19 protein-coding genes are annotated in these 21,414 nt (G+C 69.1%); all 19 read left to right on the plus strand.

What is annotated here, in order from left to right; translation table 11 throughout:
• Positions 1–93 precede the first annotated feature (93 nt).
• The 19 genes from ABZX37_RS37510 (at position 94) to ABZX37_RS37600 (ending at position 21,411) form a co-directional block, all read left to right on the plus strand.
• The gene (locus ABZX37_RS37510; RefSeq protein WP_354747820.1) at positions 94–1,539 is read left to right on the plus strand and encodes a DUF4157 domain-containing protein; all 1,446 of its coding nucleotides are present in this window, start codon (positions 94–96) and stop codon (positions 1,537–1,539) included.
• A gap of 102 nt (positions 1,540–1,641) precedes the next feature.
• Positions 1,642–2,400: a BTAD domain-containing putative transcriptional regulator gene (locus tag ABZX37_RS37515; protein ID WP_354747822.1), complete on the plus strand. Its 759-nt coding sequence runs from the start codon at positions 1,642–1,644 to the stop codon at positions 2,398–2,400.
• Positions 2,401–2,621: 221 nt separating this feature from the next.
• A complete protein-coding gene (locus ABZX37_RS37520) occupies positions 2,622–2,837 on the plus strand; it encodes a hypothetical protein (RefSeq protein WP_354747824.1) in 216 nt (71 codons plus the stop codon).
• Positions 2,838–2,892: 55 nt separating this feature from the next.
• Complete coding sequence (locus tag ABZX37_RS37525) at positions 2,893–4,512, plus strand: phage tail sheath C-terminal domain-containing protein (RefSeq protein ID WP_354747826.1); 1,620 nt, start codon at positions 2,893–2,895, stop codon at positions 4,510–4,512.
• A 15-nt stretch (positions 4,513–4,527) separates the two neighbouring features.
• Positions 4,528–5,049 carry a phage tail protein gene (locus ABZX37_RS37530; protein WP_354747828.1) on the plus strand — a complete coding sequence of 174 codons (522 nt, stop codon included), beginning with the start codon at positions 4,528–4,530 and terminating at the stop codon, positions 5,047–5,049.
• Positions 5,046–5,747 carry a hypothetical protein gene (locus tag ABZX37_RS37535; protein ID WP_354747830.1) on the plus strand — a complete coding sequence of 234 codons (702 nt, stop codon included), beginning with the start codon at positions 5,046–5,048 and terminating at the stop codon, positions 5,745–5,747. Before ABZX37_RS37530 ends, ABZX37_RS37535 begins: the two co-directional genes overlap by 4 nt.
• Entirely contained in the window at positions 5,744–6,601 is an 858-nt protein-coding gene (locus ABZX37_RS37540; RefSeq protein ID WP_354747832.1) for a hypothetical protein, read from the plus strand. Before ABZX37_RS37535 ends, ABZX37_RS37540 begins: the two co-directional genes overlap by 4 nt.
• Positions 6,598–7,833: a DUF4255 domain-containing protein gene (locus ABZX37_RS37545; RefSeq protein ID WP_354747834.1), complete on the plus strand. Its 1,236-nt coding sequence runs from the start codon at positions 6,598–6,600 to the stop codon at positions 7,831–7,833. The genes ABZX37_RS37540 and ABZX37_RS37545 overlap by 4 nt, the downstream gene beginning before the upstream one ends.
• Complete coding sequence (locus tag ABZX37_RS37550; protein WP_354747835.1) at positions 7,830–9,638, plus strand: ATP-binding protein; 1,809 nt, start codon at positions 7,830–7,832, stop codon at positions 9,636–9,638. The genes ABZX37_RS37545 and ABZX37_RS37550 overlap by 4 nt, the downstream gene beginning before the upstream one ends.
• A complete protein-coding gene (locus ABZX37_RS37555; protein WP_354747837.1) occupies positions 9,635–9,865 on the plus strand; it encodes a hypothetical protein in 231 nt (76 codons plus the stop codon). Before ABZX37_RS37550 ends, ABZX37_RS37555 begins: the two co-directional genes overlap by 4 nt.
• Positions 9,866–9,943: 78 nt before the next feature.
• Positions 9,944–10,600 carry a hypothetical protein gene (locus tag ABZX37_RS37560; protein ID WP_354747839.1) on the plus strand — a complete coding sequence of 219 codons (657 nt, stop codon included), beginning with the start codon at positions 9,944–9,946 and terminating at the stop codon, positions 10,598–10,600.
• Positions 10,601–10,610: 10 nt separating this feature from the next.
• A complete protein-coding gene (locus ABZX37_RS37565; protein ID WP_354747841.1) occupies positions 10,611–10,925 on the plus strand; it encodes a LysM domain-containing protein in 315 nt (104 codons plus the stop codon).
• Positions 10,918–12,039 carry a hypothetical protein gene (locus ABZX37_RS37570; protein WP_354747843.1) on the plus strand — a complete coding sequence of 374 codons (1,122 nt, stop codon included), beginning with the start codon at positions 10,918–10,920 and terminating at the stop codon, positions 12,037–12,039. Before ABZX37_RS37565 ends, ABZX37_RS37570 begins: the two co-directional genes overlap by 8 nt.
• Complete coding sequence (locus ABZX37_RS37575; protein WP_354747845.1) at positions 12,036–12,569, plus strand: phage baseplate assembly protein V; 534 nt, start codon at positions 12,036–12,038, stop codon at positions 12,567–12,569. Before ABZX37_RS37570 ends, ABZX37_RS37575 begins: the two co-directional genes overlap by 4 nt.
• A gap of 11 nt (positions 12,570–12,580) precedes the next feature.
• Positions 12,581–12,907: a hypothetical protein gene (locus ABZX37_RS37580; RefSeq protein ID WP_354747847.1), complete on the plus strand. Its 327-nt coding sequence runs from the start codon at positions 12,581–12,583 to the stop codon at positions 12,905–12,907.
• Positions 12,908–12,912: 5 nt separating this feature from the next.
• The gene (locus tag ABZX37_RS37585; RefSeq protein WP_354747849.1) at positions 12,913–13,272 is read left to right on the plus strand and encodes a GPW/gp25 family protein; all 360 of its coding nucleotides are present in this window, start codon (positions 12,913–12,915) and stop codon (positions 13,270–13,272) included.
• Complete coding sequence (locus ABZX37_RS37590) at positions 13,269–16,040, plus strand: putative baseplate assembly protein (RefSeq protein WP_354747851.1); 2,772 nt, start codon at positions 13,269–13,271, stop codon at positions 16,038–16,040. The genes ABZX37_RS37585 and ABZX37_RS37590 overlap by 4 nt, the downstream gene beginning before the upstream one ends.
• Positions 16,037–19,288 (plus strand): putative baseplate assembly protein, encoded by a 3,252-nt coding sequence (locus tag ABZX37_RS37595; protein ID WP_354747853.1) that lies wholly within the window; start codon positions 16,037–16,039, stop codon positions 19,286–19,288. Before ABZX37_RS37590 ends, ABZX37_RS37595 begins: the two co-directional genes overlap by 4 nt.
• Positions 19,285–21,411, plus strand: coding sequence for a hypothetical protein (locus tag ABZX37_RS37600; protein WP_354747855.1), 2,127 nt, complete (start codon positions 19,285–19,287; stop codon positions 21,409–21,411). Before ABZX37_RS37595 ends, ABZX37_RS37600 begins: the two co-directional genes overlap by 4 nt.
• The last annotated feature ends 3 nt before the right edge of the window (positions 21,412–21,414 follow it).

A 21,414-nucleotide genomic window follows, 5' to 3' on the forward strand; every position in this document is an offset into this window, starting at 1 on the left:
GAATTGACCGGCTGTCGCTGGGAAAACGGTGACGTCGCGGTGACGGGTCTCGATCACGCTGCCCGGGTGGTCCAGTGATCGGGAGGGTCCTCGATGGAGCAACGCGTCCAGGTGCCCGCGCCGGCTGAACCCGGACCTGAGACCGTGCGCGGAGGGAATCCTCTCGAACCGGACATCCGACACTTCATGGAGCAGCGCTTCGGCCAGGACTTCAGCCAGGTGCGCGTGTACTCGGACCGGACGGCGGCCGATTCGGCGGCCTGGCTGGGCGCGAAGGCGTACACGGTGGGCGAGCGGATCGTGTTCGGTACTAGGGAATACCGGCCGGAGACGACGCCGGGCAAGCGATCCCTCGCGCACGAACTGGCGCACGTCGTCCAGCAGCGTCGTGGCGGTGGACCGGCGACAGGGCATCAGCTCGAACGGTCAGCGGACGTGGCGGCGGACGCGGCAGTCAGCGGCGAGCCGGTAGCGGTGGCCGGGGCCAGTGCGCCCGGCGTCGCCCGGCAGGCTGAGCCGGATACCCGGGTGGTGGTCACGAATCTTCGCGGCAACCGGATCTTCGGGGCCGCGCGGGCGGCCGCCTCGGTGTTGTCCGCGCCGTTGCGGTTGCTGGGGTGGGCGATCACCGGTGCCGCGATCGGGATGCGCGCTTCCGGCAATGCCGGTGCCGGATTCGGGGCGGGCGCGGGGCAGGACACGATGCTCTTCGTCAACATCGAGTCCGGCGAAGTGACCACGGACGTCATCGGCTACGGCGAACTCGGGGTCGGCGTGACCGCGGGAGCCAGCGAAGCGATCGTCGTGGCGTTCCGGCTCGGTCCGGCTGGCCGGGCGGGCAATGTGTCCGGCGCGTATGCGGGCGGGAGCGTCAACGTCGCGGCGAAGCTGCTCGCTGGGGTGGGATTTTCGGTCAGTACCGGGCTTTTCTCGGGGGAGGAAGGATGGGTGGCGGCCGCGTTCAGTCTCGGGGCCGAGGCTGGCGCGCGAGCGTCGGGCAGTTACGGCGTGAGCGTGACGGACACAGTCGCGCCGGCGGTCGCCGCGTGGACTCAGCGAGTCGCGACCGGACTGGCGTCGGGGGTGCAGACGGCGGGCGTGGTCGCACAGGGCGTCAGCAGTGTGGTGGCGCAGATGTTCGGCAATGTGATCGGCATTTTCGACTCGGCCAACTGGGACCTCAGCGGGTACACGCCAGCGGAGCAGCAGGCGTGGCGCGAGTTCGGCGGATACCTCGCGCGGGTCATCACCAGCACCACCCTCGACCGGTTTCTCGCCGGGGAAGCTCAGGGCGTGCCGGTGTCGCGGCGGATCGCGTCGATCGGCGACGTGGGGGTGTTCATCCGGGTTTCCGAGGCGATCAACGCGCGGTACCGCCGAATGGCTGGCGCCGCGCTGCGGGCGGGTGACGAGATCTGGCCCGCCAACGCGTTCAACCAGCGCACGTATCTTCAGTTCCTTTCCTTCCTGCGCGACCAGCGACTGCTGGCCGGGGCCGGTCCGGGAGGGTCGTTCGCGCCGGTGCGGGAACGACCGTGAGCGAAGTTACGTGGTAGCACGGATGGCGCGGCGGCGGGACGGTCACGATCATCGGAGTTCGACCGGCAGTGCTCCCGGGGGACGCTGCCGAGGATCGAGGGGGTGTCGGTTCGGATGGTCGGTTCGCGGACAGAAACGGTGGACTACGAATCGGGAGAGGGAACTGGAACGGCGTCGGTGCTTGTCGTGCAGACGTTGCCGGCCTTCGCGGTGGACGGCGCGGCTGACGCGCGTCCGCTTTCCCGTGCGGCTCAACGGTTAGTGACTTACCTGGCGCTTCGAGACCGTCCCGTGCGGCGGGCCGAAGTGGCGCACGCGTTGTGGGCGGACTCGTCGGAGGAACACGGTGCGGCGAGTCTCCGCACCACGTTGTGGCGGATCGGCCGGGTGCATCGGGATCTGGTGCAGGCGACGGCCGAGCGGCTGTCGCTCTCGGACACCGCGGCCGTCGACGTGCAAGCCGCGTCTAGTCTGGCGCGTTCGCTCGCGTCGGCCGGTGCGGAGCTGCCCGACGACAGCGAACCGGTGATCGGCTTGCTGTCGACCGATTTGCTGCCGGACTGGTACGACGACTGGTTGTTCGTCTTCCGTGAACGGTGGCGGCAGCTTCGCTTGCACGCGCTGGAATGCCTGGCGGGACGGCTCGGCGAAGCGGGCCGGTTTTCCGAGGCGATCGACGCCGCGCTGACGGCGGTCGACGCTGAGCCGTTGCGGGAAAGCGCGCATCGCTGTTTGATCCGCGTTCATCTTCTCGAGGGGAATCGCGGCGAGGCGGTGCGGGCTTATCGCGCGTTGGCGGAATTGCTGCACACCGAACTCGGCGTGCGGCCCAGTCAGGGGGTGCGGGCTCTGCTCGCCTGAACCGGGTGACTGTGCCTTTGCCGTCCGTGAGGGCCTCCCTGAGGGAATCTGATTCCCTCAGGGAGGCCCTCACGGACGCGCGGAAACGGTCATGCGAGCCTTCGCCGGTGCCTCGCCGACCTTGACGTCCTTTGTGGATCGTCGGCGGGCTGAGGCCGCCCGGTGCGAGTCCCTGGCATCGGGTGACGGTGCGGTGACGGGGAACCGTTGTACTGCACCGTATGGCAGGTGCGGACCCGGAGCGAATCGCGCTGCACGTCCTTCGGGCGTGGTGCACGTCCGAAGGACAGTTGCGGGTCCGCATCACGACCACCGCGGACGTGCGCACCGACGCGACGACGTCGGAGGTTCTCACGACCCGCGAACAGGTTCTCGCGTCGGTGGACCGCTGGCTGAGCCGGATCGGCGCGCGGGACGGCGACGTGACGCCGCGGTGACGGAACCAGTGCACGCTCACGACCACGGCCGAGAAAGCCGCGGAGGGAGACGGCCATGCCCATCACGCCCACCTTTCCGGGTGTCTACATCGACGAACTGCCGAGCGCGGTTCGGACCATCACCGGGGTGCCCACCTCGGTCGCGGCTTTCGTCGGCACCGCACCGCGCGGCGTCACGAACGTGGCGGTGCACATCACGAGCTGGGAGGACTACGAACAGCAATTCGGCGGCCTCGACCCGGCGAGCGACCTCAGCTACGCGGTCTGGCAGTTCTACCAGAACGGCGGCAGCGAGGCCGAAATCGTGCGGGTGACCGGCACCGCGCCGCCTGCTAGTGCTGATCAGCCAGCGGCCGACGACGCCACGTCGGCCAAGGCGGTGCCGGCGAAGATCCTCCTGCCGCCGAACGGGCCGACGCTCTACGCGCGCGGAGAAGGGGTCTGGGCCAACGGCACGCTGCTGGCGCGGGTCGACTACAACACCGCCAAGGACGACCTCAACCAGCTGTACAACCTGACTGTGCACGATCGGACCAGCAAGGTCACCGAGCAGTACCTCAACGTCAGCATCGACAAGAACTCCCCGCGCGCGTTGAAGAACGTCATCGCGTCCTCGGGACTGATCGGGTCGGTGGAGAACACCGATCAGCGGCCGACCGCGCACAGCTCCGACAAGCTGGAAGACGGGCAGGATCCGTTCCAGGACACCACGAAGAAAGACATCTGGTACACCGCGGCGGGCCAGGGCGCCGACGGACCGACGCCGAGGCGCGAGGATTACCTTGGCGACAAGGTCCAGCAAACCGGCATGTACGCCTTGCTCAAGACCGACATTTTCAACATGCTCTGCCTGCCGGGCGCACCGGGGCTGATCGGCGGTGCGCGGAGCGTGCTGGACGACGCGATCAAGTTCTGCGTGGACCGCCGGGCGATGCTGATCGTGGACCCCGATCCGCAGTGGCAGGCGCCGGATGCCGTCGCCAGGGCCGTAAAGGCGGACGGCTTCGTGATGAACAACGATTTCGCCCGGAATGCGGCGCTCTACTTCCCGCGGGTCAAACAGCCGGATCCCAAGCAGGAAAACTTCGTTCGTGATTTCCCTCCCTGCGGGATGATCGCCGGTACGTGGGCGCGCACGGACGTCCAGCGGGGCGTCTGGAAGGCTCCGGCCGGGACCGAGGCGACGCTGAACGGGGTCAGCGGTCTCACCGTCCGGCTCACTGATCTGCAGAACGGCGTGCTCAACCCGCTCGGCGTCAACTGCTTGCGCGGCATGCCTTCGGTGGGGAACGTGATCTGGGGCGCGCGTACTCAACGCGGCGCGGACGTGCTCGCGAACCAGTGGAAATACCTGCCGGTGCGGCGATTGGCGCTCTTCATCGAGGAAAGCCTGTTCCGCGGCACGCAGTGGGTGGTGTTCGAACCGAACGACGAACCGTTGTGGTCGTCGATCCGGCTGAACGTCGGCGCGTTCATGAACAATCTTTTCCGGCAAGGCGCTTTCCAAGGGCGTACGCCGAAGGACGCCTATCTCGTGAAATGCGACGCGACGAACAATCCGCAGAACGACATCGACCGCGGCATCGTCAACATCCTGGTCGGGTTCGCCCCGTTGAAGCCCGCCGAGTTCGTGCTCATCCACATCCAGCAGCTCGCCGGCCAGATCCAGGTGTAGCAGGAGGCAGACGTCATGTCCGAAAGCAAGACGAGACGGCGCGACCCGTACAAGAACTTCCGGTTCCGGGTGAAGTTCGCCGGCGGCGACTATCTGCTCGGGGTCAGCAAGGTCACCGGGTTCAAACGGAGCACCGAGGTGATCAAGCACCGCTCCGGCGGCGATCCGGCGACCAGTGCGAAGCTTCCCGGGCGCACCGAATACGACGCGATCACCCTCGAACGCGGCGTCACCGCGGACAAGGTGTTCGCGCAGTGGGCGAACCGGGTGTGGAGTTTCGCCAACTCCGGGCAGGGGCTGGAGACCTCGCTCAAGGACTTCCGCCGCGACCTCATCGTCGACGTCTTCGACGAGGGCGGCCAGAAAGTCCTGTCCTATCAGGTCTTCAACTGCTGGGTCTCGGAATGGCAGCCGGTGTCCGATTTGGACTCCAACGCCAACGCGGTCGCCGTGCAGCACATCAAGGTCGAGAACGAGGGGTGGGTCGCCGAGGAGGTTTCGGAGCCGCAGGAGACGTCCTTCGAAGACCCGGCGTGATGTTCACCGAAGCGAGCCTCCTGGATGTCTGGGAGGCGGCGCACGGGCTGGGCGCGCTGCGGCGGGCGCTCGCGCTGGCGGTGGCGGGCGGTGCGGAACCGGCCGAGGTCGGCGATCTCGCGGTGGGCCGGCGGGACGAGTTCCTGCTGGCCCTGCGGGAACGGTGCTTCGGGACCGCGTTTCCGTGCCTGGTGAGTTGTCCTTCGTGCGGCGAGGAGCTTGAGCTGGAACTGTCGAGCCGGGATCTGCGTCCGTCGCAAGTGGACGCTTGCGCGGTCGTGGCTGTCGACGGGTACGAGGTTGAGTTCCGTGCGGTGACGAGCCGGGATCTGCTGGCAGTCCACAGTAGACGGTCTCTGCTCGAACGGTGTGTGGTGACCGCGCGGTTAGGCGACCAGGAGGTGGAGCGATCCGAGTTGCCGGACGCGGTGCTCGGCGCGCTCCCGGACGCGTTGGCCGCGGGGGATCCGCAGGCGGACGTCCGGATCGACCTGGACTGCGCGGTGTGCGGTCACCGGTGGGCGTCTCCGTTCGACATCGCGGTTTATCTGTGGACGGAACTGGAAGCTTGCGCGCGGCGGTTGTTGTACGACGTGCACGCGCTGGCGCTCGCCTACGGCTGGTCGGAGGCGGAGGTGCTCGCGGTGAGTCCTGGGCGGCGCCGACGGTATCTGGAACTCGCGGGGACGATGGCATGAACGATTTCGTGGACCGGTTGCTCGGCCGGATCGACGCGCCGCCGATCCGGCCGCTCGTGCCGACGTTGTTCGAACCCGCCAGCCCGGTCGGGGCGGAACCCGGATTGCCGATGGGCACGTTCACCGAATCGGCCCGGAAGCCGGTGGTCGCCAAGGAAACAGAACGTGCCCGTGAGGTTCCGGGCCTCGGGCAGGTTATCCGGGAAACCCTGGCAACGCTTCCGGGGCCGGTCGAGCGCGTCCGCGAGAGCGAAGTGTCGCACACGGAACGAGTCGAAAGCGTCCATGAAACCCGGGTGCCGCAACCGGAACCATACGAACGAGTTCTCGAAACTCCGGTGCCGTCCCCGCAGGTGGTTGAGCGCGTCCGTGAGGTTTCGGAGCCGGGCGAGCCGGGCTCGGTGGTTCGAGAAAGCGTTGTCGAGTCACGGACGCACACCGAGCACGCGACCGTATCAAGCTCGGAGCGGGTCACTGAATCGTTGCGGGAGCGCGAAGTGCGAACAGAACGCCTGCAGCGAGAGACGACGGTACCGCAGCCAGCCGCCGCAGCGGAGCCAGAAACCGCCCCGACATCGCCAGAACCGGTCCGGGCCGCCCCGGTGCCGACGGTCGAACCGGTCCGGGCGCACCCAGTCGCGCGTCCACGGCCGGAACCTGGGCCGCAGCCGCAACAACAACTGCAGCAGCCCCTGGTGATCCGGCGACAGAAGGCACCGGCTCAACCGGACGTGCACATCAGCATCGGCCGGGTCGAGGTCACCGCCCGTCCGGTGCCGGCAGCGGCGCCGAAACCGCGGCAGGAACGGAAACCGTTGCTGAGCCTCGACGACTACCTCCGGGAGCGGGGATGAGTGACGCCAACGCGATCGAGGCGGTGACCGAGGCGCTGGTCCAACTGGTGCTCGAAGGCGCGCGCGAGGTCGAGAGCGGCGCGAAGGTCGAAGCGCGGCCGCCGCACGAGACGCCGGGGCCGAGCGGCGATCCGCAGCTGAACCTGTTCCTCTACCAAATCGGCATCGACGAGTCGCTGCGCAACGAGGATCCGGTAGGGCTGCGGCCCGGGGAGCACGGCGATCCGCAGCTGCCGCTCGTTCTGCACTATTTGCTCACCGCGTATGTGCCGGGCGGTGCGGACACCATCGCGCACCGGATGCTCGGCGGTGCGCTGCGGACGTTGCACGAGCATCCGCACCTCAGTCGTGCGCGGCTCCGGCAAGTGCAGTCGCCCAGCAACGTGTCGGAACAGTCCGAGCTGATCCGGCTGACCTGGCAGTCCTTCGCGGAGAAGGACATCTATTCGCTGTGGTCGGCGTTCCAGACCAGCTATCGGCTCACCGTCGCGTTCGAGGCCGGGCCGGTGCTCATCGACAGCCGCCGCCCGCCGCGTACGGCGGTGCCGGTGCTGCGCCGGGGCGCGCTGGACCGAGGTCCGGAAGCGGCGGCCAGCGTCGAATCGCCGTACCCGCAGCTCACCGCCGCGGTACCGGTCGCGGTCGGTCCCGACGGTCTCGAGCACGAGCAGGCGTCGGTGAAGCTCGGCGGTCGCGTCGTGCTGCGGGGTGCGAATCTCGATCAGGCGAACGAGGTCCGGTTGTCGCATCCGCTGCTGGCCGGGCCGGTCTCGATCCCGGTCGTACCGGGGAGCGCGGCCGAGGTCCGGTTCGAGCTGACCGGGCCGCCGCAGGCGTTTCCGGCCGGGCTGTGGTCGGTGGCGGCGGTGTCCGGCACGACGGCGACGAACGAGGTTTCGCTCGCGGTCGCGCCCGAGATCACCAGCGGGATGCCGATGACCGTGCAGCGCGACGGGACCGCCGCGGTGGTCCGGCTGGCTTGCCGCCCTCCGGTGCGGACCGGGCAGCCGGTGCTGCTGGTGCTCGGGTCGCGATCGGTGCTGGAGCGGCGTGCGGTCGCGGCGCAGCCAGAAGACCCGGTGACCGGCGCGGACCTGACCTTCGACGTGCCGGACGCGCCGGTGGGCACCCATCTCGCGCGCCTCCGGATCGGCGGGGTGGACAGCTTGCTGGTCGACCGCACCGGGCCGAAGCCGGTGTTCGACGCTACCCAGACGGTGACGATCTCATGACCTGGGAAGCGGCGAACGGACGCTTCCTCGCCGCGTCGCTGGAGTGGCTGCGGGAGGTGCTGCGGCGTCCCGGCGAAGAGGTCCCGACCGCCGCTGTCGAGGAAGCCGAGGCGATCAACCCGCCGCCGGCGTTGACAGTGCTGGCGGCGCGGCTCGGGTTGTCCCGGTTCGAGCGGGACACCTTGCTGTTGTGCGCGGCGGTCGAGCTGGATCCGTCGATCGCGGGGCTTTGCGCCGAGGCGCACGGCAATCCGCACATGGCGTATCCGACGTTCGGGCTGGCTCTTCGCGTGCTGCCCGATCCGGCATGGGAAGCCGTGTCGCCACAAGGCGGACTGCGGTATTGGCAGCTCATCGAGGGTGTTTCCGGGCAGGGCGTGGTGTCCGCGCCGCTGCGGGCGGCCGAGCGCGCGGTCAACTATCTGAAGGGGCTCAACAGCCTCGACGACCGGCTGAGCCCGCTGGTCACGCCACTGGCCCGCACGGAGTTGTCGGCCTCGCAGCAGAGGGTTGCCGAGGAAGTGGCCAGTCAGTGGGCGCTCGCCGGTCCGGTTCAGCTCACCGGTGCCGACGAGGCCGCGAAACGACAGATCACCGCACACGCCGCAGAGCTCTCCGGACTTGCCGCGTATCGACTTGAGGCTTCCGCGTTGCCCGCGCAGCCGGTGGAGTTGGACCTCCTTGCCCGGAGCTGGCAGCGCGAGGCCGCGTTGCTGCCGCTGGCGTTGTACCTCGAAGACGAGGGTGGCGCCCGGTTTCTCGACCGGATCACCGGACCGGCGGTGCTGGCGGTGCGGGAAGGCGGGCCGGGACTCCGGTCGATCGAGGCCAGTCCGCCGACGCCGGCGGAACGGGCGCTGGCGTGGCGGGAAGCGTTGGGGAGCGATCAGCCGGTGATCGACGCGCTGGCCGCGCAGTTCGCGCTCGACCTGCCGGGCATCGCGGCGGTGGCCGCGGTCGCCGGGGCCGATCCGGAGAAAGTGTGGCAGGAATGCCGCGTGCGCACCCGGCCGCGGCTGGACGGACGCGCGCAGCGGCTCGAATCGACGGCGAGCTGGGACGATCTCGTGCTGCCGGAGCAGTCCCGCCGGTTGCTCGGCGAGATCGCCGACCAGGTGGGGCAGCGCACGCGGGTGCACGAGACGTGGGGCTTCGGTGAGCGCGGCCTGGGCTTGAGCGTGCTGTTCGCCGGGCCGAGCGGAACGGGCAAGACGATGGCGGCCGAGGTGCTCGCGAACCGGCTGGCGCTGGATCTTTACCGGATCGATCTGTCCACAGTGGTCAGCAAGTACATCGGGGAGACCGAGAAGAACCTGCGGAAGCTCTTCGACGCGGCCGAGGGCGCGATCCTGTTCTTCGACGAGGCGGAATCGCTGTTCGGCAAACGCGGCGAGGTCCGCGACGCGCACGACCGGTACGCCACCATCGAGGTCGACTATTTGCTGCAGCGGATGGAAGCCCACCGCGGCCTCGCGATCCTGGCGACCAACATGCGCTCGGCGCTGGACACCGCGTTCATGCGCCGCCTGCGGTTCGTGGTCGAGTTCGCCTTTCCCGGCCCGGTCGAGCGGAAGACCATGTGGCAGAAGGCGTTCCCGACCCGTGCGCCGTGCGAGGGGCTCGACTTCGGCCGGTTGGCGCAGCTGCAGACGAGCGGCGCGATGATCCGCACCATCGCGCTCAACGCGGCTTTCCTCGCCGCGGCGGCCGGGTCGTCGATCACGATCGAGACTGTGCTGGCTGCCGCGCGCACCGAGTTCCGGAAGCTCGAGCTTCCCGTGCCGGAACGGGATTTCCGGCGGTGATCGAGGTCCGGATCGACCGGCTGGTGCTGACCGGCTTGGCTGAGGAGCCCGGTCAGCTCCGCGAGGCCGTGCAAGCCGAGTTGGCGCGTCAGATGGTGGCTGCCGCGCCGCGCCGGGGTTGGCGGGAAGCACAGCGGCGGGTCGTGGCGGCTCAGCTGGCGGAGGGCACGCTCGCGGAGGCGATCGCACGGTCGATTCACCACGGCATCCGCCAGGTGGCCGATTGAGCGGTGACGCCTCGGTGACGGGGTCCCGCCACGCTTGGGGGCAAGGCGTTCCGCCGTTCGCTGGGGAGGACTACGACGATGACCACCTTTCCGCAGAGCCTGAATCCCGTCCGGGGCGGGTTCGTGCTGGTGGATCCGGACAGCGGGCGGGCGTCGAAGACGATTCCGTTCCAGTACAACCCGGACACGCTCACCCGGACCCTGCAGGTGCAGGGCATCGGCGGCGAACCGGGCGACCGGCTGGAAGCGTTGCGGCTCAAGGGACCTTCGCACGAGTCATACCGATTCGAGGCCGAGTTCGACGCCACCGCGGCATCCGACAAGTTCCCCGACGGATTGTTCCCGGTGCTGTGCGCGCTGGAGAAAAGCCTTTCGCCGACGTACGCCCAGCTGCAGAACGAAGACCAACTGGCTGGGCAAGGACAGCTGGAAATCGTGCCAGTAGAGGCACCGCTGACGGTGCTTGTGCTGGGGCCTAAACGCGTGCTGCCGGTGCGGATCACCGACTTCAGCGTCGCCGAGGAAGCCTTCGACGCCGCGCTCAATCCGATCCGGGCCAAGGTCAGCATCACCGTCCGGGTGCTCACTGTGGACGATCTCGGCTACCCGCGTCCCGGCGATCCGGGAGCGCGCGCCAAGGGCGGAACGCTGTACCTGACGTATCTCCAGCAGAAAGAACGCTTCGCGGACGGGGTCAACAACCCGGTGACCGACGTCGGCGTGCCGACCGTCTAGGAGGTGCTTGATGTTCTCCGCGACCAGTCGTTACTACAGCCTGCCCACCGCGGTCTGCGACCTTCCGGACGGTCGTTCGGTCCGCTTCGTCCAGCGGCGGTTGCTGCCCCAGCCTGAGCAGCTCGCGCAGATCGGCGAGCGCGTGGTCAAACCCCGCGACCGGCTCGATCGCATCGCGGGCGAGGTGTTCGGCGACGCCGAGCAGTACTGGCGGATCGCCGACGCGAACCGGGCGATGGACCCGGACGCGCTGACCGCGGAGCCGGGCCGCCGGCTGCGGATCACGCTGCCGCCCGGGATTCCGGCGGGAGGGACCGGTGGGTAAGAGCTTTCAGCTGCAGTTGATGATCGGCCGCGTCCTCGCCGCGCCGGTCCCGCACGAGCTGATCGACGCGTTGCAGTCCGTGCAGGTCACCTCGTCCGCCGGCGAGCGCAGCGGGTTCCAGCTGACGTTCGCGGTGAGCCGGAAATCGGTGCTCACCCGGACGTTGCTGCCGTCCGGGCTGCTCGATCCGCCCGCGCGGGTCGTGCTGTCGGCGATCGTCGGCGGTTCGGTGGACGTGCTGATGGACGGCGTGATCACCCGGCACGAGATGAGCCCGGGCGCGGGTCCTGGCGAATCGAGGCTCACGGTGACCGGCGAGGACCTCACCGCGCTGATGGACCTGCGGTACGAGAAGGAGACCTTTCCCGGGTTGCCGCTGCACGTGCAGGTGCTGAAGACCCTCGCGAAGTACGCGATGTACGGGATCGTGCCCGCGCCGACGCCGGTGCTGCTGTGGGAACCGGAGCCGCCGCAGGTGAAAATCGACGGCCAGTCCGACACCGATCTCGGCTATCTCCGGGAACTGGCCCGGCAGGCGGGGTACGCGTTCTACCTGGTCCCGGGACCGGTGCCGGGCGCGAGCATCGGGTACTGGGGTCCGGAGATCCGGGCCGGGGTCGTGCAGCCCGCGCTCACCGTCGATTCCGGGACCGCGACCAACGTGGAATCCCTGTCGTTCAGTTTCGACGGAATGTCCGGGAAGCAGTACACGATCCGGATCCCCGAGCCGCACACCAAGATCGGGTTTTCCATTCCGGTGCCGGACCTCGCGTTGCTGCGCCCGCCGCTGGCCGCTCGTCCCGCGGTGGCCCTGCAGGAGCGGCCGTTGCCGGACCTGGACGGCCGGTCCACGACGGAGATCTTGTTGCGCGGCCTCAGCAAAACCGCGAAGGCCGCCGACGCGGTGACCGGGCAGGGAAAGCTCGACGTGCTCCGGTACGGCCACGTGCTCAAGTCCCGCGCGCTGGTCGGGGTGCGTGGCGCGGGCCTCGCGTACGACGGCCTCTACTACGTCAACCGGGTCACCCACGAGATCAAACGCGGCGAGTACAAGCAGAGTTTCGGACTGGCCAGGGACGGTTTCGTCCCCTTCTCCCAGCAGGTGAGCGCATGACCGAAGAAACGCGGTTCGACGGCACCTACCAGGGCGAGGTGGTGTCCAATGTAGATCCACTCGGGCTCGACCGGCTGCTCGTGCGGGTCGGCGAAGTACTGGGCGACAACGCCATCTGGGCACGGGCGAGCACCGCGACGCCGGGCATGAACGTGGTGCCGCTGATCGGTTCCGGGGTGTGGGTCGAGTTCCAGGGCGGAGACATCGGCCGCGCGATTTGGACCGGGTTCCGGCGCGACGTGGCCGAGGAAGGGCCGCCGATCGCGTCGAGCATCCTGCCCGGCGTGCCGCAGGTCGTCATCGGGACGCCGCTGACCCCGTTCGGCGTTCCGCCGCAGAACTACCTGCTGATCACCCAGCAACCCGGTCCGACCGGCGGCATCCAGCTGCAGATCCTGGGGCCGTCCGGGCCGTACATCAAGCTCAACGAGACCGGGATCGAACTGTCCTGCGGCCCCGGTCTGGCCTCGATCCGGCTGGCCGGGACCTCGGTCATCGTCAACAACGGCACTTTCGTCGTTCCGAACTAGGAGGTGCGGGCATGCCGGGGTTCTTGCTCCACAGCGGAATGACGATGACCTGCCCGCACGGCGGCGCGGTGACCGCGATCCCGGCCGGGCCGCCCGCGGCGCTGGTGAACGGAATGCCGGTGCTCACCACGAAGGACCAGCTGATCGTCGCCGGGTGCACGTTGACTCCGCCTTGTGCGACGGTGCAGTGGACGAACATCTCGTCTCTGCTGGGTGGCGGAACGCCGATGCTCACGCAACTGCCTCCGGCTGGCCAAGGCGGCGGTACCTGTCTCGGCTCTCTTTCTCCTGGCCCGCCGATAGTGCTTGCCATGCAACAGTTCGTCACGGGGAGGTGACCACTGTGGACATCGACTTCCCGTTTCATTTCGACCAGCGCGGCAGGGTCGCGGAAACCGGCTACGCGAACCACGTGCTCGACCTGATCGAGCAGCTGCTCTTCACCACGCCGGGAGAGCGCGTGATGCGCCCGGACTTCGGCTGCGGACTGCTGGACCTGGTGTTCGAGCCGAACAGCCCGGAGCTGGCGGCGGCGGTGCAAGCGTCGGCGGAAGGCGCGTTGCACCGCTGGCTCGGTGACCTGATCACCGTGCAGCACCTGGAGGTCACCGCTGAGGAAAGCACCTTGCGGATCGAGATCGGCTACATCCTCCTCACGACCGGCGAACGGCGCGAGGACGTCATCACCGGGAGGGCGGCATGATCGGCTGTGCGGACGAACGCCGCCGGGCGGACGTGCGCGTCGCGGGCGGCAACGGGATCGACTCGGTGGGCGTGAGCGACGACGGTCGTTCGCTCACGGTGGGATTCTTCGGCAAGGCACCGGAAGATCTGGTACCGGCCAACTTCCGGATCGACGGCGGACGACGCGTGACCGGGATCGCGGTCGTCGCGGTCGAACTGTGGGCGAGCGACGATCCGGACCTCGCCGACGCGGTGCGGCTGACGGTCGACCGGGCCGGAGATCTGTCGACCTACCGGTTGTCCATTGTGGAGTCCGGGCCGATCGGCAAACCGGGAACAAGGCCTTACCCGGGCTTCGATCCGCGGTACTCCTCTGTGGACTTCACGTTCGGCAGTTGCGGCGACGTGGACTGCGCGCCGGTCGAGGAAAGCGCGCCACCGGTAGAAGCAGCGGTCGAGATCGACTACCTCAGCAAGGATTACGCCAGCTTCCGGCAACTGCTGCTGGACCGGTTGAAGCTGACGATGCCGTCCTGGACCGAACGGCACGTCCCCGACGTCGGCATCATGCTCACGGAACTGCTCGCCTACGAGGGCGATCGGCTGAGCTACCAGCAAGACGCCGTGGCGACTGAGGCGTATCTGGACACCGCGCGGCTGCGGGTTTCCGTGCGGCGGCACGCCCGGCTGGTCGACTACCCGATGCACGACGGATGTTCCGCGCGGGCTTGGGTGTGTATCGAGGCGGACGAGGAGGTCCCGCTCCCGAAGGGGGCTTTCCGGTTCAGCACACTGCCCGGTATCTCCTTGAAGGAAAGCGATCTCCGCGGTGCTCCGGAGGTTTTCGAGCCGGTCCACGACGAAGAGGTCCGGCTGATCCCCGCGCGCAACCGGATCAGCCTGTGGACGTGGGGCGATCACGACTGCTGCCTGCCCGCCGGGGCGACTTCGGCGACCCTGGTGGACAGTGACCGGGCGTTGGGTCTCGCAGCGGGCGACGTGCTGCTTTTCGAGGAACTGATCGGCGTGCCGTCTGGTCTTCCGGCCGACGCGGACCACACGCACCGGCAGGCCGTCCGGCTGACGTCGGTCACCGAGACCGAAGACAAGCTGTACCGGCAAAAGCTGCTGGAAGTGACCTGGGCCCGGGAAGACGCGCTCACTTTCCCGTTGTGTGTCAACGCTCGTGGCGGACCCGAATGTGCCGAGCTCGAGGTCGGCGTCGCTCGAGGGAACGTGGTGCTGGTCGAGCACGGCCAGCGGATCGACCCGGAGTGCCACTGCGTTCCCGACCCCGCGCCGGACGAGCCGCAGTGTCCGCGCGACTGCGGCTGCGGTTGCGGCGGCGAGACCGAACCCGAACCTGGTTACCCGCCGCTGCCGGTGGTCGTTCAGCCGCAGTTGCGACACCAGCCGGTCACGCAAAGCGTTCCGTTCCCGGATCCCGCCGACATCGCGGCCGCGCAGGCGCGCTGGCTGGTGGGTCTTCCCGGCCGGATCCGCGCGAGGCTGACCAAGCTGTGGCGGAGTGAACTGTCCGAAGAGGACATCAGGTTCGTCACCGTGCTCTTCGGGGCCAAGCTCGTCAAGAAGCTGGACCTCCGCGAGCATCCACGACGCGCGCTGCGGTATCTGCTGGCGTGTTTCGACGACTTGCTGGAAACCAAACTGGAGCGGCTGAAAGACCTCGCCCGCCAGGCTCGCGCGGGATATGTGCTCACCGCGAAGAACGAGGGCTGGGAGGTCGGCCAGAGCTGGGGTGCGGACGAAGGCTCGAAGCTCGACGAGCGACGTGAGGCGTTCCGCGGTCCGGCAAGCATCGCCACCCGGCCGGATCCGCGCGCGGCGCTGCCCGCGGCGACGGTCACGGACCGGAACCACGGTATTTGGCTGCCACAGCGGGATTTGCTCGAGAGCGGACCGGCGGACCGGCACTTCGTCGGCGAGGTCACCGACACCGGCGCGACCGTGCTGCGGTTCGGCGACGGCCGCAATGGCGCGAAGTTTCCGTTGAGCGGGGAGCTCACCGCGGCACTGCGGGTAGGGACCGGACTGGCCGGGAACGTCGGCCGTGAAGCGATCAGCAGCATCATCTTCGACCGCACGGACGTGCCCGGCATCCGCAGCGTGCGGAATCCGTTGCCTGCCATCGGCGGGGTCGACCCGGAGCCGGTGTCCGAGGTACGGCTGCGCGCTCCGCAGGAGGTCCGCCGTCGTCTGCTGCGTGCCATCACGGCGGACGACTACGCGACGCTGGCCGGTGCTTCGCCGAGCGTGCAGCGGGCCGCGGGCGACCTGAGATGGACAGGCGGCTGGTACGAGGCACAGGTCGCGATCGATCCGCTCGGCACGGAGGTCGCGCCGACCTGGCTGCTCGACGAAACCCGCGCCGGACTGTACCGGTACCGCCGGATCGGCCACGACCTTTCGGTCTTCACCGCGACCCTCGTCCCGCTCGACCTCACGGTGCACGTCGAGGTGCTGCCCGACCACATCGCCGGACACGTGCGCGCAGCCCTGCGACGGGCGCTCGGCGCGTTCTTCCAACCGGACCGCCTCACCTTCGGCACCCCGATCCGGGTCGGCCAGATCGTCGCGACCGCGGCTGCGGTACCCGGGGTCCGGCACGCCGAGGTGACCCGGCTGGAGCGGCTGTTCGGCCCGCCCGGCACCGCACTCGCCACCGGAGTCCTCCCCATCGGACCGCTCGAAGTGGCGCAACTGGACGACGACCCGAGCCGGCCCGAAAACGGGCAGCTCACCCTCGACCTGGCAGGCGGACGATGAACTGCGCGCGCACCGGCCCGACCACCCCGGCCACGACCTACCAGCGCCCCGGCCTGCCCGCGCTGTCCCGGCGGGTCGGCACCTACGCGCGGTTCCGCCAGTCGATGCTGGCCCGGCTGGCGAGCCGGGCGGCGCTGGCCCCGCTCACCACGCGGGACCCGGACGACCCAGCGATCGCGCTGCTCGACTGCTGGGCCGTCGTCGGCGACGTGCTGACCTTCTACCAGGAGCGCATCGCCAACGAGGGCTACCTGCGGACCGCCACCGAACCCGAATCGCTCAACCACCTCGGCACTCTCGTCGGCTACACGCCGCGGCCCGCGCTGGCGGCGACCACCTTCCTCGCGTACACGCTGGATCCCGGCGCACGGACGGTCATTCCGGCGGGCACCGCCGCGAAGAGCGTGCCCGCTCAGAACCAGCTGCCGCAGACCTTCGAGACCACGGCGGAACTCCAGGCGCGCGAGGAGTGGAACGCGCTTCAGGTCGCCACTGCCGACCCGGTGGACGTCACCGCCGATACGGCCCCGGCCATCGCACAGATCGGGATCCAAGGCACCACCGCGGCGCTCAAACCGGGGGACCGGTTGCTGCTCCTGTTTGGCATGTTCCCGCCGGTGACCCGCGTGGTCGCCGAAGCGACGGCGGACTTCCCGGCCAACCGGACGACCGCGAAGCTGGTCACCACGGGCCTCGACGACCTGAACCAGGCGATCGCCCACCTCCTCGAGGTGATCGGCACCGCGCTGGAGCGAAAGCCCGCGCCGTCGGACTGGATCAACGACACGGTAACCGCGTTGAACAACACCCAGACCTATCTGGCCAGTCTCGGCGCCTCGGCCACGGTGACCCGGGTCCTCGCTCGCACGGCCTACCAGGCGAGCACCGAGTTGGCAGAGGAGGCCGCGCTCGCCCGGGCGCACGCGAGCTGCGCGATCCAGGACTGGTTCCGCGATTCCGTCGGGCCGGTTTCGGACGCGACGGACGTCTTGCTGACGCTCTGTACCGCCGCGTTGCGCGAAAATGATCCGGAACTGCACTATCTGAACAACTTCGCCAGAGCACTGTTCTGCTCGCCGCCGGGATACCGCTTCGACGGCAGTGGCGACGGCTGCGGATGTGGCTGCGGCTCCGGCACCGACTGCGACCGGGCGGCGGCATTGGCCGGGCTCACCCCGGTGCTGCCGTGGCTGCGGCGCGAGCCGTCCCGGCCGCCGCGCAAGGCGGTCGATCTTCCGTCCACAGTGGACCAGCTGTTCCACGCCGGTTCCGACGTGCACCCGAAGCTGCTCATCGAGGCCGACCCCCGGCTGGGACCGAACCTGCACCACGCGTGGGCGAACGAGCAGATCGCGAAGCCGCCGGCGCTGTCCGGTCTCCAGGTGCTGCGGACCAGGGCGGTCGCGATTGCCCGCCCGGCCGGTGAGCAGGCGGATCCGGCAGGCACCACGAAGGTGTGGCTGGACGCGGTGTACGACGGCATCGCCGGCGGCAGCTGGGTCGTGCTCGAATCGCCGGACGGCAATCGGTCGGCTGCGCAAGTGACGTTGGTGGAGCTGGCCAGCGTCGACGTCACCGTTCCGGGAAAGTCCGAGTCGATCGGGAAAAAGCAGGTCACCAAGATCACGGTGAACCGGGTCGTCTCGCCGGTTCCGGGGGCGGGCACGGTCGTCTGGGCGCGCGGCGAAACGCTCACCGCGATCGGCGACCCGATCACCAAGGACGTCGGAGGCGCCGAGATCGAACTGTCGCGGGTTTACGACGGGCTGCGGCCGGGCCGGTGGCTGGTCGTGTCCGGAGAACGCACCGACGTGCCGCACACCAGCGGGATCCAGGCCGCCGAGGTGACGATGGTCGCCGGGATCCGGCAGCGGGTCGAGCCGACCCGCCACGGCAGCCGGGTCCGCACGTTCCTGTCGCTGGCCACGGAGTTGTCCTACCGGTACCGCCGGGACACCGTGACCCTCTACGGCAACGTCGTGGAGGCGGACCAGGGCGAGACCCGCACCGAGGTGCTCGGCAGCGGCGATCCGGGCGTCGCGAATCAGGTTTTCCAGCTGCGCCAGGCCAATGCGGGCAACCCGCTCACGTTCCGGCCGTCCGCCAACGCTTCCGGCGCGGAGAGCACGCTCACCGCTCGCGTGGCCGGCGTGCGCTGGCACGAAACCGAGGGGCTGGTGTGGTCCGGGCCGACGGGTCACGACTACGAGGTCTCCGTCGGCGCGGGCGGTACTCGGACGCTTCGGTTCGGCGACGGTGTCCACGGCGCGCGCATTCCCGCAGGGGTGGAGAACGTGACGGCGGTTTACCGGATCGGCGCGGGCCACGACGGGAATGTCGCGGCCGGGCAGATCAGCCAGGCCACCGGACGGCCGCCGGGCGTGCGCGCGGTGACCAATCCCTTGGCGTCGGGCGGGGGAGCGGACGGCGACGGACCGGCGGACGCCCGGGCATCGATCCCGCTGCGGATGCTCGCGCTCGACCGGCTGGTGTCGATCCGCGACTACGAGGACTTCACGCGCGCGCGGGCCGGGATCGGGAAAGCCAAGGCAGTCAAGCTGTCCGACGGCGGACGGCGGGTCGTGCACGTGACGGTCGCGGCGACCGGGGACGCGCGGATCGACTCGTCCTCCGGTTCGGTGGCCGCGTTGGAAGCGGCGTTGGCGAGCTTCGGCGATCGCGGCGTCGAGGTGCGGGTCGCGGTGCGGGAACGGGTGCTGCTCGTGCTGCACGCCGGGATCAAGGTGCTGCCGGACTACTCGTGGGAGCTGGTGGAACCAGCCGTGCGCGCCGCGTTGCTCGACAGGTTTTCCTTTGCCCGCAGGGAACTTGGCGAACCCGCGTTCCTCAGCGAGGCCTTCGCCGCGATCCAGGCCGTGCCGGGGGTCGACTACGGCGCGATCACCGTGTTCGACGGCATCGGCGGCGACGTCACGCCGATCGAACTGGCGACGGTCGCGGACCGGCTCACCGAGGCGAAGCCGTGCGTCGGGGCGTCCGGGGCGCGGTTCGAGGAGGTTTTCGACGAGGTGGGCTACGTGAACTCGTTCGGCGAGGACACGTTGACGACGATCGCGCTCCGGCACGGGCTGACGGTGGACGAACTGGTCCGGCTGAACCCGGGGGTGGAGTCGACGAGGCTGGAGTGGGGGCAGAAGTTGACCGTGCACCGCGGAATCCGGCCCGCGCGGCTCGCCGTGCTTCCGGCGGGAGTGCCGGAGGCGCTGATGTTGGTGAGGATCCCATGACTCGCAATCCGGACCGGCTCTACGACCTGATGCCGTCGGTCTACCGGCGGCGCGACGAGGAGAACGCGGGGCCGCTCAAGGCGTTGCTCGGCGTGATCACCGAACAGGCCGACCTGATCGGCGCCGACCTGGACGCGCAGTACGCGGACTGGTTCATCGAGACCTGCCAGGATTGGGTCGCGCCTTACCTCGGCGATCTCGTCGGGTACCAGATCCTGCCCGGCGCCGACGAAACGCTCGCGACGGGCTCGGCGGCGGCTCGGAGGCTGTTGTCCGCTCTCGCGCCTCGTCGCGACGTCGCGCACACCGTCGGCAATCGGCGGCGCAAAGGCACCTTGGCGTTGCTGGAACAACTCGCCGCGGACGTCGCGGAGTGGCCCGCGCGGGCGGTCGAATTCCGGCAGCTGCTTGCGGTTTCGCAAGCCGTCCGGCTGCACGGCCGAGACCCGCGAGCGGACCGGCGAAGGCTGACCAGGGGACAACTGGCGGACCTGCACGGAGCCGACGCGCTCGACCGGCTCGACGGACCGTTCGACGAGCTGGCGCATTCGATCGACGTCCGGCGGATCACCTCGCATCGGGGGACCGGCCGGTTCGGCATCCCGGAGATCGGCCTGTACGTGTGGCGGCTGAAGCCGTATTCGATCACGCGCGGGCCCGCGTATTGCGAGGACCGGGCGCGGACCCGGTTCACGTTCAGCATCCTCGGCAACGACACTCCGCTGATCGTCTCCCCGGTGCGAGAGCCGTCGCCGACCCATATCGCGGATGAGACAAACGTGCCGGTTTTCATTCGGCGGCAGGCATTTGCCGAGCGACCGGCAGTCTACTATGGACCCGAGAAGAGCCTGTGCGTCTATCTCAGCGACGGGAAGCCGATCCCGCTTGCCGACATCATTCCGGCGGATCTGTCCGGATGGCGTTACCGGCCCGCGCACGGGAAGGTAGCGCTCGACCCGGTGCTCGGCCGGATCGCCTTCCCCGCCCGGCAGGCCCCGGAATCCGGGGTGTGGGTCGACTATCACTACGGGTTCTCCGCCGACATCGGCGCCGGTGAGTATCCGCGAGCGCCGGAAACGGCGAAGCACGTCTATCGCGTCGGTCCCGGGCACCACGAACTCGTCATGGAAGCCGTCGAGGAGTGGCAGCGGGACAAGGAAACCGACAAGACGGCGCGCAAGGCGGTCATCGAATTCACCGACAGCGGGGCGTACCAGGAACAAATCAAGCTGGTGCTCGACCGCGGCGATTGCCTGACCCTGCGGGCGGCGAACGGAATGCGTCCGGTGCTGCGCCTGCTCGACTGGAACAGCAACCGGCCGGACGCGCTGCGGATCATCGGGACCGACCGCGGCGCGAAGGACGATCCGCTGCCCAAGGTCGTCTTCGACGGGCTGCTGATCACCGGACGCAGCGTGCAGGTGCACGGTCCGGTCGGACAGTTCGCGTTGCGGCACTGCACTTTGGTGCCGGGATGGTCGCTCGACGCGCAGTGCTGTCCGGAACACGAGGAAGAGGCGAGCGTCGAACTCACTGACACGCCAGCTTGTCTCTGCGTGGACCGCAGCATCCTCGGCACGATCCTCGTCACCGCTGACGAAGTGCATCGCGAACCCAACCAGATCCGGCTCACCGACAGCATTCTCGACGCCGCCGGACCCGGCCTCGCCGCGCTGTGCGGTCCGGACGACGGCTGCGCGCACGCGGTGGTCGACTTCCGCCGGTGCACGGTTTTCGGCTCCGTCTTCGCCCACGCCGCCGGATTGCTCGAAAACTCCATTATGGACGGTCGGGTGCGCATTGCCCGCCGGCAGGACGGCTGCGTGCGGTTCTGCTGGCTGCCGGAGAGTTCGCGCACCCCGCCCCGATTCCATTGCGAGCCGGAGCATTCCGGCGATCCGGTCCGCGTCGTCCCCCAGTTCGCCTCCGTCCGCTACGGCGCCCCGGGTTACGCGCAGCTCGCGCGGTCCGGGCCGGAAGAAATCAGCCGCGGCGCGGAGGACGGTTCGGAAATGGGGGTCTTCCACGACCTGTTCCACCCGCAACGCGAGGACAGTCTCCGGCTGCGGCTCGCCGAGTACACCCCGGCCGGCACGGACGCCGGCATCCTGTTCGCCACTTAGGAG

The sequence above is a fragment of the Amycolatopsis sp. NPDC004079 genome, assembly GCF_040610415.1.
Classification (GTDB): domain Bacteria; phylum Actinomycetota; class Actinomycetes; order Mycobacteriales; family Pseudonocardiaceae; genus Amycolatopsis; species Amycolatopsis halotolerans.